A 12,967-nucleotide genomic window follows, 5' to 3' on the forward strand; every position below is an offset into this window, starting at 1 on the left:
CTACCGCTTTGACCTGGACCGATGTGCCGGCGAAGAGTGAGGGGCGAACGGCTGGGGAGAGGGCGTGGTGCTCGATGCGGGACATCGGCGAACCGGACGAGAGCGAGCTGTCGGTGACGGCTCCCAAGACATGGGCCGCGGGCGCTCCGGGGGTCGTGCACGCCCTGCAGTACGCGCTGGGCCAGACCTCGCCGAAACGCACCGCGCTCACCCTGCTGAACATCAACCAGGCCAAGGGCATCGACTGCCCGGGCTGCGCCTGGCCGGAGCCCGCGCCGGGCAAGCGGCACCTCAACGAGTACTGCGAGAACGGCGCCAAGCACATCAGTGACGAGGCCACGTCCCGGCGGGTGACTGCCGAGTTCTTCCAGCGGTACTCCGTCGACGAGCTGAGCCGTAAGTCGGACTACTGGCTCAACCAGCAGGGCCGGCTGACCGAGCCCATGGTGCTGCGCGAGGGCGCGGACCACTACGAGCCCATCGGCTGGGACGAGGCACTGGACCTGCTCGCCCACGAGCTGCGCGCCCTGGACCACCCGGACGAGGCGCTGTTCTACACCTCCGGGCGGCTGGCCAACGAGCCGGCGTTCCTGCTCCAGCTGTTCGCGCGGGCCTTCGGCACCAACAACCTGCCGGACTGCTCCAACATGTGCCACGAGTCCAGCGGTTCCGCGCTCAACGAGACCCTGGGCATCGGCAAGGGCAGTGTCACGCTCGACGACCTGTACAACGCCGACCTCGTCTTCGTCGTGGGCCAGAACCCCGGCACCAACCATCCGCGGATGCTGTCCGCGCTGGAGGAGACCAAGCGCCGCGGTGGCAGTGTCGTCGCCGTCAACCCGCTGCCCGAGGCCGGGCTCATGCGCTTCAAGAACCCGCAGAAGGCGCGTGGCGTCGTCGGCCGGGGCACGGCCATCGCCGACCAGTTCCTCCAGATCCGGCCCGGCGGTGACCTGGCCCTGTTCCAGGCGCTGAACCTGATGCTGATCGAGGCCGAGGACAAGGAGCCGGGCACCGTCCTGGACCGGGAGTTCATCGAGGCGCACACCACCGGCTACGACGCCTTCGCCGAGCGGCTGCGCGCCACGACGTCCTGGGACGAGGTCCTGGAGGCCACGGGGCTGAACCAGGACGACATCGAGCGGGTGCACGCGCGGGTCCTGGAGAGCCGTAGCGTCATCGTCTGCTGGGCCATGGGTCTGACGCAGCACAAGCACGGGGTGCCCACCATCAGGGAGGTCGTCAACTTCCTTCTGCTGCGCGGCAACATCGGCCGCCCGGGTGCGGGGGTGTGCCCGGTGCGCGGGCACAGCAACGTGCAGGGCGACCGCACGATGGGCATCTGGGAGCGCATGCCGCAGGCGTTCCTGGACCGGCTGGGCGCCGAGTTCGGCTTCACCGCGCCGACGGCGCACGGTCTGGACTCCGTCGACTCCATCCGGGCCATGCTCGACGGACGGGCCAAGGTCTTCCTCGGCGTCGCGGGCAACTTCGTGCGGGCCACGCCCGACAGCGACGTCACCGAGCGCGCCATGCGCAACTGCCGTCTGACCGCCCACATCTCGACGAAGCTCAACCGCTCCCACGCGGTGTGCGGACGCACGGCGCTGATCCTGCCCACGCTCGGCCGCAGCGACCGGGACGTCCAGGCGGGCGGGGAGCAGTTCATGACGGTCGAGGACTCCATGAGCGAGGTCCACGCCACCCGCGGCCGGCTCGCCCCCGCCTCCGCGCGGCTGCTGAGCGAGGTCTCCATCATCAGCCGTCTGGCCCGCGAGGTCCTGGGCTCCGCACCGGAGATCCCCTGGGAGGACTTCGAGGCCGACTACGGTCTCGTCCGCGACCGCATCTCACGGGTCGTCGAAGGCTTCGAGGACTTCGACGAGCGGGTCCGGCGCCCCGGCGGTTTCCGGCTGCCCAACCCGGTCAACGACAAGGTGTTCCGCACACCCAGCGGGAAGGCCGTCTTCAGCGTCAACGACTTCACGATGCTCCGGGCCCCGAAGGGCCACCTGATCCTCCAGACCCTGCGTTCGCACGACCAGTGGAACACCATTCCCTACGCGATGGACGACCGCTACCGGGGCATCAAGGGCGGCCGCCGCGTCGTCCTCGTGAACTCCGCCGACCTCATCGACCTCGGCATCCCGGACGGCAGCCTCGTCGATCTGGTCAGCGTCTGGTCCGACGGCTCGGAGCGCCGCGCGGACGCCTTCCGTGTCGTCGCCTACTCCACTCCCCCGGGCTCGGCCGCCGCGTACTACCCGGAGACCAATGTGCTGGTGCCGCTCGACAGCGTCGCGGACATCAGCAACACCCCGACATCGAAGAGCGTGATCGTCCGGCTGGAGCGGAGGGCGGCCACGACGTCGTAGCCTCGGGTCGAGGTGCTTCTACGACGGTGACCGGCCCCGGAGGTCCGCCATGCTCGCTTCCTGGTACGACGCGCAGGGCCCCGCCGCCGAGGTGCTGCGCGTCGGCGAGCTCCCCGATCCGGAGCCCGGTCCCGGCGAGGTCCGGGTGCGTGTCACGGTGTCGGGCGTCAATCCCGGCGACACCAAGAAGCGGCGGGGCTGGCTCGGCTCGTCGATGCCGTTCCCCCGGGTGATCCCGCACAGCGATGCCGCGGGCGTCGTCGACGCGGTCGGCGCCGGGGTGAGCGCGCGTCGCGTCGGGCAGCGGGTGTGGGTGCACGGGGCGCAGTCCTACCGGGCGTTCGGCACGGCCGCGCAGTACACGGTCGTACCCGAGGAATTGGCGGTACCGCTGCCCGACCACCTGGGCGACGAGCTCGGCGCGAGTCTGGGCATTCCGGGGATCACGGCGCACCGCGCTGTGTTCGCGGACGGCCCGGTCGACGGCCGGATCGTGCTGGTGCACGGGGTCCTGGGCGGGGTCGGCTCGCTGGCCGCGCAGCTTGCCCGCTGGGGCGGGGCGACCGTCGTCGCCACCGTACGGCGCCGCGCGGACCTCGAACGTGTCGACCCGGACGTCGTGGCGCACGCCGTGGCCCTGGACTCGCCGGACCCCGCCGCGACGATCCGCGCGTACGCCCCCGGTGGTGTGCACCGGATCGTGGAGGTGTCCCTGTCGGACAACGCCGACCTGGACAACGCGGTGGCCGCGAACGAGGCGGTCGTCGCCGCCTACGCCACCGGCGCCGACCGGACCGGCATCCCGTTCTGGCCGTTGCTGTTCAACAACGTCACCCTCCGTCTGATCGGCAGCGACGACTTTCCCGCCGAGGCCAAGCGGCAGGCGGCGCGCGACCTCACCGCCGCTGCCGCCGTCGGTGCCCTGCGCGTCGCCGTCGCCGAGCTCGTTCCGCTGGAGGAGATCGCCAAGGCCCACGACCGTGTCGACGCCGGGAGCCGCGGCCGCGTGCTGGTCACGATCCCCGGTTGAACCGAGGCGGGTTCAGCCGACCGGCGCGGTACGGATGGCCGCGATGTCGAACTGGAGGCGGACCTTCTCACTCACCATGGCCCCGCCCTCGGCCAGTTTGGAGTCGTAGTTCAGGCCCCAGTCCGTGCGGTTGATGGTGGTGGTGCCGTCGAAGCCGGCCCGCTGGTATCCGAAGGGGTCGGTGACATGGCCGATGTAGGTGAGTTCCAGGACCACGGGGCGGGTGGTGGCCTTGATGGTGAGGTCGCCGGTCATGCGGTAGACATCGTTGCCGACCATCTCCACGGCGGTGCTCGCGAAGCGCATGCGGGGGTAGTTCCGCGCGTCGAGGAAGTCACGGCCCACGAGGTGGGCGTCGCGCTGTTCCACACCGGTGTCGACGCTGCCGGTCGACAGCACGATCTCGGCCTGTGAGCGGGACGGATCGCGGCCGTCGAAGTACAGGCGGCTTTGGTACTCCGCGAAGGCTCCGCGGACCGTGGTCACCATCGCGTGCCGTACGGAGAAGCCGATCCTGCTGTGGGCCGGGTCGATGACCCATTCGCCGGTCAGGGGCGCCAGCGCCGGGTCCGGGAGGAGTGCGGTGCCGGCGGTCGGCGGCACGGTGGGGGGCTGGGGCGTGACGGTGCGCTCCGTGCGGCGGAACGCAGTGTCACGGCTGAACAATTTCATGATTCACCTAGTTACTGTACGGAAGTTGTTGCCGCAAGCCCTGACCATCGATGAACAAAAACTCCACAAATTCCCCATGCCATCGTCGAGTTCACTCCTGGTCTGCTCCGACAAGGGTGCGCACCTCGAAGTCCTCATAGCTTTCGGGCGATTGCGGACTGCTCAACACCGAGCCCAGCCAACCGAGGAGGAATCCGGCCGGAATGGAGACAATGCCGGGATTCTGGAGGGGAAACAGGGCGAAATCGGCGGACGGGTAGAGCGAGGCGGAAGTCGAGGAAACCACCGGCGAGAAGACCACGAGCAGGACGGAGCTCAGCAGACCGCCGCAGAGGCTGAGCAGGGCGCCCTGTGCCGTGAACCGGCGCCAGAACAGGGTGTAGACGAGGGTCGGCAGGAGGGCGGAGGCGGCGATCGCGAAGGCGAGGAACGCGAGGGTCGCCGTGTTCGCGCCCCAGGAGATCAGCGCGAGCAGCATGCCGAGGACGCCGATGACGGCCGCCGCGAGGCGGGCCACGGCCAGTTCCTCGGTCTCCTTTGCCCGGCCCTTGCGGATCACCTCGCCGTAGAGGTCGTGGGCGAGGGAGGAGGCCGCGGCCAGGGTGAGGCCCGCGGCGACGGCGAGGAGGGTGACGAAGGCCAGACAGGACAGCAGGGCGGTCAGCAGGCCGCCGCCGAGGTCCTGGGCCAGCAGCAGGACGGCGGCGTCGCCCTTGCGGTCGGTCCGCGCGATGGTGTCCCGCCCCACGACGGCGGTGGCCCCCAGGCCGAGGATGCCCGCGGCCAGGCAGACGAGGCTGACCAGGCCCATGGCCCACACCACCGAGGAGCGCAGGACACTGACCTGCTTGGGGGCGAGGAGCCGCATCATCACGTGCGGAAGCGCGGCGAGGCCGAGCACGATGGCCAACTGGAGGCTGAAGAAGTCCAGTTTGCTCGTGGTGCTGCCGCCGTAGCGCAGGCCGGGTTCCAGGAACCGCTGCCCCTGCCCGCTGTTGTCCGCGGCGGCGGCCAGCAGCGCGTCGACGTTCCAGTCGAAGCGGTGCAGCACCATCACGGCGGTCACGGTGACCCCGCAGATCAGCATCACGGCCTTGACGACCTGGATGAAGGTGGCGCCGGGCATGCCGCCGATGGCGGCGTACACGATGACGATGGTGCCGATGACGACCACGCACAGGGTGCGGGTGGTGGCGCTGGGCTCGCCGGTGAACTGGGTCAGCAGGGCGACGCTGCCCACGAGTTGGGCGACCAGGTAGAGAGTGGCGATGGCGAGGGTGCACACGGCCAGGGCGAGGCGCACCGGTCGCTGCATACGGGGCAGGCGGTAGGCGAGGGTGTCGCCCAGGGTGAACCTGCCGGCGTTGCGCAGGGGTTCGGCGATGATCAGCAGGACCATCATCCAGGCGACGGCGGTGCCGCACAGGTACAGCAGTCCGTCGTAGCCGGTCAGGGCGACCAGACCGGTGCTGCCCAGCAGGGTCGCGGCGGACAGGTAGTCGCCGCACATGGCCAGCCCGTTGCGCAGCGGGGACATCAGTCGGTTGCCGAGGTAGAACTCGCTGATCTCGTCGCCCTGCGGTGCGGTCAGCAACGCGGTGAACAGGGTGACGACGACCACGGACAGGAAGAGCACGAGCGTCAGTTGCAGGCTGAAGCGGTCCACGACCGCGGCGCCGGTGGTCACCATCGGCGCGGGCCCCCCTCACGGGGATCCGCGCTCGATCGCGCCCGCCTCGCGGCCTCCTGCTGGCGGGCGAGCCCGCGCAGCCCTCGGACGACGGGGGTGATGTGGGTGCGGTGGTGCACGAGATAGCGCCACACGATGACGCCCATCAGCACGAGCTGCCCGAGTCCCAGGGCCAGTCCCACGGTGAGGTGGCCGCTGAGGGAGCTGTTCATCAGAGCGGGGACGAAGCTGGACAGCAGGACGTACGTCAGGAATCCGCCGACGGCGACGGCCGTGGCCCGAACTCCGAACTGCCGGTGGGCGCGGCGGAGTGTCCGGTAGGCGGGATCGTGCGCCACCGATGAGCGCTCCGTGGATTCATGGGGGGTTTCGGAGTACGGCGGCGGCGCGCCGAACGGCATGGAGTGCCGTGACACAATGCACCTTCTTCGCTGCTTTGCGCGGAGGCAGGCCAGAGCCACGCTCTGTGCGGACTTCGTGGGGGAATGGTGAATCAGAAATTCGCGTGATGCGAAATGCCACAACGGGGTCGGGACGGGGATTCTCGCAGCGCGCACGTTGAACTATCAACGGGATGAACAAGGCCGATTCCCGCCCTGACTCATTCACACGCTCCGGCGTCCGCGACGCCCCCCTGTACAGCCTGGGAAAAGGACTCTCCGCGGATCAGGTCTGAACCTTCTCCCCAGCCAGGTTGTCTCAAATGCAGTGCACAGCAAGGCGGTTGTCGAGACCGTCACACCAAGAACGGCACCGGGTAAGACCAAGAGCCGACCAAGATCGCGTCACGCTTTCCCCGCGCTTCGCCATGGTTTGGCAACGCCACGGACCGGCGCCGGACTCGGTCATACGTTCGTCCCCGTGAACTCTCAAGACACTCCCCACAGAGCCGGGCGCCGCGCACTCCTGCGCGCCGGGCTCACCGGCGCCGCAGCCGTCGGCGCGGGCCTGACCCTCGGCACGACCCCCGCCTCCGCGACCCCCACCACCACGCGTCCTCGACCGGGCACCCCCGACGAGGCGCTGCGGGAACTGGCGGCGGGCAACCTGCGCTGGCGCACCTACCGCGAGCGGCACCCCGACGAATCACCCTCGGTCCGTCAGGCCCTGGCGACGGGGCAGCATCCCTTCGCCCTCGTCCTCGGGTGCATCGACTCCCGGGTGCCCCCGGAGCTCGTCTTCGACCAGGGCCTCGGGGACCTGATGACGGTGCGCAGCGGTGGCGAGGTGCTGGACGAGGCCGTGCTCGGCAGTGTCGCGTACGGAGTGCTCGAACTCGACATCCCGCTGGTGGTGGTCCTGGGGCACCAGTCCTGCGGCGCCGTGAAGGCCGCCGTCGAGTCCGACATCTCCGGTGCGCAGCTGCCCGCCCACATCCAGTACCTGGCCGACCAGATACGCCCGAACATCGACCGCACCAAGGACGGTGCCGCCCGGGTCGATGCGACCATCGACGCCAACGTCCGCGCCATCCGCTCCCGCATCGCCACCGAGCCCGACCTCGCGGCGAAGGTGGCCGCCGGTGAACTGGCCGTCGTAGGGGCCCGTTACGAGCTGACCACCCAGCTCGTGCACCGCCTCTCCTGAGCCGAGGACGGGGTCGCCGCCGGTGAACTCACCGGCGGCGACCCCGTGTTCGTGCACAGGCTGAGCTCGCAGCCGGTTCGCCCTGTCCGCCGGACAAGGCGCGTCGCCGGTCGAACGGTTGTGGGCGAACCCCGACTGCGGTCTGAAGACCCGTGCCTGGCCCGAGGTGCGTGTGTCGCTGGAGAACCTGGTGGCGGCGGCACGTGAGGTCCGGGGCGACGTGGCCTGAGTGTGCCGATGGCGGGTGCGGCTCCGGGAAGGCTTCCGGGGCCGCACCCGCCATCCCCCTTGTGCGGGCTCAGCGGGCCGGTGTCACGAGGAGAGCCACCCGGTGGCGTTCAGCGCGAGGGCCGCGTTGGTGGCACCCGTGTCGTTCCAGCCGTCGTAGAGGGTGTTGCCGGACTGGCCGGTGCCGTCGTCGATCGGGGAGCTGTCGCCCCAGAAGGCGATCTTTCCGCTGCCGAAGGTGCTGGTGGCGAAGAAGGCGCCGGTGTTGCCGGAGTAACCGGTGCGGTAGAGAAGGCCCTTGACGGCCGAGTTGTCCGCGGGCTTGAGGGTGGCCGTCGTACCGCTGGCGATCAGGCTCTTGGTGACGGTGCCGAACGAGCCGTGCAGCACCGGGTCCGTACTGTCGCTGATCGCCGACGGGTAGTCGGAGCTGATGCTGAGCGAGTCGATGGAGAGGCCGAACGGGTCGGTGGAGTCGACGCTGTTGTTCGTCATCAGGTCGTTGAGGACCTCGACCGCGTCCTCGCCGTCGTTGTTGCGGTCGGCGCCGGTGTGGTCGGAGATCATGAACAGACCGCCGCCGTTCTGCACGAAGGTCATGATGGCGGTCTTCTCCGCCGTGGTGAACAGCGTGTTGGGCTCCGGCAGGACCAGCGTGTCGAAGTTCGACAGGTCGGTCGCCGAGGAGCCTCCGTAGGTGAGGCTGGAGCCCGACGGCAGGGTGTCCAGCGAGTAGTCGCCGGTCTGCTGAAGCGCCACACCCCACGAGGACAGCGCGCCCGTCCAGTCCGTCTCGCCGGAGGGCGAAGAGTCCTCACCCGTCGGGTCCGGCTGGCTGGTGGACACGATCCAGTCGGCGTTGCCGGCCGTCTCGGCGTGCGCGTTGTCGAACAGGACACGGTGCGGGGTGGCCGCGGCCGCCGGACCGGCGGTGGCGGCCTGGACTGCGGCGCCGGTCGCCAGCAGGCCGAACACGGTGACGGCGGTGGTGAGTCTACGGGGGGACGTGCCGAGACCGAACATGCGGTGAACCTCCAGAAGTGGGGGGCGGGAGGCGGTGCGGGTACCTGATCTGCGCGCGTAGAACGGCAGTTGCACGACTGCCGCCCGACACAAGGCTGGACGCTACACACAAGATCCAGAAGCGCGGCAGGGCCTGCTGGGGGTTCACGTAGAGCTCTTACCCGGATACTGATCGGCTCGGGCGTCACTTGATGGTCTTGAGGAAGTTCAAGTAGGTGTCCACGTCACGCCCATGGCGATCCGACTCCTCGACAGCCCGCACGAGATCCCTGTGGACCTTCCCTGTGCAATCGAGCTCTGATTTCCGGAGCTTCGGGAACTTCTGCGCGAACTGGAGCAATAACCGGGACGCCTCGGGTGGCGACAAGAACGCCACGGCCCCCGCGTCACGGAAGGACTCATCCGTCCCTTCACGATAGGAGACCGCGACGACATAGGCCCGTGTCGCCCCTTGCTCCTTTTCGTAGCAGGGATTCTTTGCGGACTCACCGAGGACGAATTGAACGGCCTCAGATTTTCCGGGCAGGATCTCGAAGGGCCGGACAAGCAGCTCGCTGCCTCTGTCGGGCAAGGTCACATCGAAGCTGCCCGTGACAGCGACTCCACCCCCGGTGGGCGGGAGTTCCGGCCTGCACGGATCGGTCGCCCGGAAGACCCGCTTGACCGTGAACCGGAAGTCGGTGATCACGGCGGTCAGATCGCCCCTGTTGCGCAGGGTGAGCAGGATCGGAGTACCCAGCGTGGTGGTCTTGGATGGTGCCTTGCTTTCCCCGGCCGCCAGGACGGCGGTAACCCGTACGTCCTCCTCCACCGACAAGGAAAGAGCTTCCAGTCCGGGCTCGACCCCGTCGTCCCCCTCCCATGGGTTCGGCAGCCACCCGAAGAACACACTCGTGAAAGCCAGGGCGACAGCGCTCCCGAATGCCGTGACAGCAGTCAGGAAGGGCCTGCTCGCTTGTTCTTGCCCCGGGTCCGATCCCGTAGCATCGTCCGACTCCGACTCCCCCATGCCGCTGATTTTTCCAGAGCGGGACCGCGCGCACTACGTCGATGCGGGACCGCCCCCGAGCCCGATCTCGTTGCCGTCCGGGTCGTGGTAGGTGATCTTGCGGACGCCGTTGGAGTAGGTCTCGCGGTTCGTGGGGTGCAGGCCCCGGTCGGTGATGGCGGCGACGCGGGTGTCGAGGAGTCCTTCGTACCAGGCGAGGGCCGCCGTGTAGTCGCTGACCGGGATGCCTGCGAAGAGGTCCAAGGACATCCGCTCATGCTAGGCGCTCGCACTCCGCGCGGCCCTCGCCACGGCCGTTCCCGCCCGTAGCGCGGCCACGGGATCGGCCGCCTCGTCCAGCTCGATCAGCACCGTGCCGGCACCCGGCGTACGGGCCATCGCCGCGGCCCAGCTCGGCCAGTCCACGATGCCGTTGCCGAGTTCGGTCATGTACGGCTGCTGCTGGGCGTAGACCGTGTCGTCGATGGTGAGGTGGACGTCGATCGGGCGTATCGCGTCCTTCCAGTGGGCCAGGGCGATCCGCGGGGCGTGGCGGCGGGCGACGGCCACCGGGTCGCCGCCGCCGAGGGCGATGTGGCAGGAGTCGGGGCACAGCCAGACGTAGCGCGGGTCGGTCAGGGCCATGAACAGGTCGATGTCCCGCTCGTACCAGAGCGTGCTGTGCGACTCCGTGTGGAAGGCCAGCCGGACCCCGTGCCGGGAGACCGCCTCGCCCACCGCATGCGCGATGTCCGCCATCCGGCTCATGTACGCGGCGTCGACGAAGAGCGGCGGACGCGTGCCGTACGTCGTCCGCATCGGCAGGCCCGCGACCAGGAGGTCCGCACCCGCCTCCGCCAGGAAGCGCGCCCGGCGTTCCGCGTCGGCGACGATCGCGGGCAGGTTGTCCCCGCGGCCCCAGTCCGGGGCATCGCCGCCGGCGATGAAGGCGCTCACCACCGACAGTCCTCGGGCCGCGAGAGCCTCGCGGAACGCTGTCGCGGTGCCGTACGCGCGCAGGACCGAGTCGATGTCACCGGGTGCGAAGGTCAGCTCGATGCCGGTGACCTCGGTCCCGGCCAGCGCGTCCGTCAGCCGCTCCCAGAAGCGCCGAGGGCGCGCCGCGGCCCAGTCGCGTACCGCGTCCGCGGAGCCGAGGTCCCAGAACTCCGGGTGGTAGAAGGTGATGACGTCCGTCGCGAAGCGGGGTGCTCCCGAAGTCATTCGGCACCGCCCCGGGCGTTGTAGACGACGATCCCGGCGCCGTCCGCGTCGACGGCCGCCCGATAGCCGCGGAACACCGCCAGCGCCTCCTCCCGGAGCACATCCCCGACGACCTTGATGCCGCGCGCCTCGAACTGCTCGGCCCAGTCCGCACCGAGCGGGCCCTCGTCGAAGGTGGTGATGTCCTCCAGTTCGGGTCCCTCTCCGGCCACGACGAGGCCGCGCACCCCGGACCACATCGTGGCGCCGTAACACTGGACGCACGGGCGCCAGTTGACGACCAGTTCATGGGCGGGCATGCCGTCGCCGCCCAGGTCCCAGCCGCCGGTCGCGGTCTGGGCGAGGCCGAGTGCGACGACCTCGGCGTGGGCGCTGGACACACCGGAGGCGAGGACGACGTTCACCCCGACCGAGACGATCCGGCCGGTGTCCTGTTCGGCGACGAGGGCCGCGAACGGACCGCCGTTGCCCTCGCGCCAGTTACGGTCGGCGAGCCGGTGCACGAGGCGCATCCGCTCCTCGCGGTCGGGGACGGCGGCGGGGACGTCCGAGAGGGCGTCGTCGATCCACGCCGGGAGCGCCACGCGGTATTCCTTCGCGATGTCGATCACTGTTGCTCAAGTCCTCTCAGCGGATGGCGAGTTGTCGTGCGGCGACGGCGCGGGCGGCGCGCACGGCGGTCACCATGCCGGTCAGGGTGACGTTGGCGGCCATCGGGGTGGGGATCACCCCGTTGCCGGCGACGTACAGGTTGTCGTAGCCCCACACCCGGCCGTCCGGGTCGCACACGCTCGTGCCGTCGTCGGCCGTCCCGGCGCGGACCGTTCCGGTCAGGTGCAGGGACGAGCCGGGCGGCAGCAGCGCGCGTTCGGTCGCGGGGTCGAAGGGGCCGAACTCCTCGGCCAGGGACCGGACTTCGTCGAGCGCCCGTCCGATCAGCTCCCGGTCGGTGTCGCTGTAGCCGAACTCGATGCCGATGCGCGGCATCCCGGCGAGGTCGGTCTCGGTGGGTGAGAACACGAGCCGGTTCTCCGGGCGGGACTCGACGGGGACGTACAGCGACAGGCCCACGGAGTGCGCGAGGGGGCGGTCGTCGGCGTCCACGTACGTGCGGTTCATGATCTGGCCGTGGAAGGGCTGGGCGGTGCCGTTGTGCGGCAGCCAGAGGGAGTCGGTGCAGAACTCGCCGGGGCGGGCGCGGGGCAGGTCGTCGAGGGTGAGGCCGAAGCGGTCGAGGTCGAGCAGGACCCTGGCGGTGACGAAGGCGTGTTCGTTGAGGTGGCGGCCCAGCGCCCGGGGGCGGATGCCGGAGGCGTACAGCAGTTGGGGGGTGCGCAGGGCGTCGGCGCACAACACCACGGTGTCCGCGTGGAGTTCGGACTCCCCGCCGTCCGCGGTGCGACGCAGCCGTACGCCCGTGACGCGGTCGCCCGTGACGAGGAGTGCGGTCGCGAGGGTGCCGGTCAGGAGGGTGAAGGCCGGGTCCGTGCCCGAGGCGAGGGCGGGGAAGATCGTGCCCGGGGCGGTGCGGGGCATGGGGCCCGTCGCGGTGGGCGTGACGGCCATGGGCATCGGCTGTGTGCGCCGGTCGTGCGGTCCGGTCGCGTCGTAGCGGCGGCGCAGGACGTCCAGCACGCGTCGGCCGACGGCGGTCGGGCCGATCGGGGACGGGGTGACGGCGAGCAGTGCGCCCGCGGTCCTGAGGTCCGCCGCCCAGCCGGCCGGATCGCCGAAGTCGAAGACCTCGTCCCCGGCGGGCCAGGGCGTCGCGGCGGTCCAGTGGACGCCCATGCCGCCCGCGTTCCAGGCGAGCGCCGCCTGTGGCATGGCCTCGGCGTCCTCGCCGAAGGCGAGCGCGTGGAACATGCCGGGCGGGAGGTCGGTGAGCCGGTCGGGGACCTCGCGGACCACCTCGGCGCCGGTGTACATGCCCTGGATGCCGGTGGCGACCTGTTCGTTGTAGCGCGCCCAGAGGTCGGGGTCGTCGAGGTCGTGCAGGTGCAGGCCCGGGGAGGCACCGATCGCGGTGCCGCCGTCGACCATGGTGATCCTCAGCGCGGGATCGCCGTCGCGCAGCAGTCGGGCCATGGCGGATCCCATGATGCCGCTGCCCACGATCAGGACGTCGGCGTGGGGGGTGTGGGGCACGG

General features: G+C 70.2%; 12 protein-coding genes and 1 pseudogene. 4 read left to right on the forward strand and 9 right to left on the reverse strand.

What is annotated here, in order from left to right:
- The first annotated feature begins 74 nt into the window (after positions 1-74).
- Both ACFY0U_RS35745 and ACFY0U_RS35750 read left to right on the forward strand, forming a co-directional pair.
- Positions 75-2,375 carry an FdhF/YdeP family oxidoreductase gene (locus ACFY0U_RS35745; protein WP_388642906.1) on the forward strand — a complete coding sequence of 767 codons (2,301 nt, stop codon included), beginning with the start codon at positions 75-77 and terminating at the stop codon, positions 2,373-2,375.
- 49 nt (positions 2,376-2,424) lie between these two features.
- A complete protein-coding gene (locus ACFY0U_RS35750; protein WP_388642909.1) occupies positions 2,425-3,405 on the forward strand; it encodes an NADPH:quinone reductase in 981 nt (326 codons plus the stop codon).
- A gap of 12 nt (positions 3,406-3,417) precedes the next feature.
- On the opposite strand, the gene ACFY0U_RS35755 is transcribed toward ACFY0U_RS35750, so the two are convergent.
- From ACFY0U_RS35755 to ACFY0U_RS35765, 3 genes are all read right to left on the reverse strand, one after another.
- Entirely contained in the window at positions 3,418-4,077 is a 660-nt protein-coding gene (locus ACFY0U_RS35755) for a YceI family protein (RefSeq protein WP_388642911.1), read from the reverse strand.
- A gap of 91 nt (positions 4,078-4,168) precedes the next feature.
- The gene (locus ACFY0U_RS35760; RefSeq protein ID WP_388642912.1) at positions 4,169-5,767 is read right to left on the reverse strand and encodes a cation acetate symporter; all 1,599 of its coding nucleotides are present in this window, start codon (positions 5,765-5,767) and stop codon (positions 4,169-4,171) included.
- Complete coding sequence (locus ACFY0U_RS35765; RefSeq protein WP_388642914.1) at positions 5,761-6,105, reverse strand: DUF485 domain-containing protein; 345 nt, start codon at positions 6,103-6,105, stop codon at positions 5,761-5,763. Before ACFY0U_RS35765 ends, ACFY0U_RS35760 begins: the two co-directional genes overlap by 7 nt.
- Before the next feature lie 523 nt (positions 6,106-6,628).
- On the opposite strand from ACFY0U_RS35765, the gene ACFY0U_RS35770 reads away from it, so the two are divergent.
- Complete coding sequence (locus tag ACFY0U_RS35770; RefSeq protein ID WP_388642917.1) at positions 6,629-7,354, forward strand: carbonic anhydrase; 726 nt, start codon at positions 6,629-6,631, stop codon at positions 7,352-7,354.
- 82 nt (positions 7,355-7,436) lie between these two features.
- Positions 7,437-7,583 (forward strand): annotated as a pseudogene (locus tag ACFY0U_RS35775) (5-methyltetrahydropteroyltriglutamate--homocysteine methyltransferase); the annotation flags it as partial.
- An 83-nt stretch (positions 7,584-7,666) separates the two neighbouring features.
- Here the strand turns inward: ACFY0U_RS35775 and ACFY0U_RS35780 are convergent.
- The 6 genes from ACFY0U_RS35780 to ACFY0U_RS35805 all read right to left on the reverse strand — a co-directional run bounded on the left by ACFY0U_RS35780 (position 7,667) and on the right by ACFY0U_RS35805 (position 12,965).
- Entirely contained in the window at positions 7,667-8,605 is a 939-nt protein-coding gene (locus ACFY0U_RS35780) for a hydrolase (protein WP_388642919.1), read from the reverse strand.
- A gap of 184 nt (positions 8,606-8,789) precedes the next feature.
- Positions 8,790-9,614: a hypothetical protein gene (locus ACFY0U_RS35785; protein WP_388642921.1), complete on the reverse strand. Its 825-nt coding sequence runs from the start codon at positions 9,612-9,614 to the stop codon at positions 8,790-8,792.
- Positions 9,615-9,647: 33 nt separating this feature from the next.
- A complete protein-coding gene (locus ACFY0U_RS35790) occupies positions 9,648-9,863 on the reverse strand; it encodes a hypothetical protein (protein WP_388642924.1) in 216 nt (71 codons plus the stop codon).
- A 9-nt stretch (positions 9,864-9,872) separates the two neighbouring features.
- Positions 9,873-10,817 carry a sugar phosphate isomerase/epimerase family protein gene (locus ACFY0U_RS35795; protein ID WP_388642926.1) on the reverse strand — a complete coding sequence of 315 codons (945 nt, stop codon included), beginning with the start codon at positions 10,815-10,817 and terminating at the stop codon, positions 9,873-9,875.
- Positions 10,814-11,428: a nucleoside deaminase gene (locus tag ACFY0U_RS35800; RefSeq protein ID WP_388642928.1), complete on the reverse strand. Its 615-nt coding sequence runs from the start codon at positions 11,426-11,428 to the stop codon at positions 10,814-10,816. Before ACFY0U_RS35800 ends, ACFY0U_RS35795 begins: the two co-directional genes overlap by 4 nt.
- A 16-nt stretch (positions 11,429-11,444) precedes the next feature.
- Positions 11,445-12,965 (reverse strand): GMC oxidoreductase, encoded by a 1,521-nt coding sequence (locus tag ACFY0U_RS35805; protein WP_388642930.1) that lies wholly within the window; start codon positions 12,963-12,965, stop codon positions 11,445-11,447.
- Positions 12,966-12,967: the final 2 nt, after the last annotated feature.

Source organism: Streptomyces sp. NPDC001536 (genome assembly GCF_042894505.1).
Classification (GTDB): domain Bacteria; phylum Actinomycetota; class Actinomycetes; order Streptomycetales; family Streptomycetaceae; genus Streptomyces.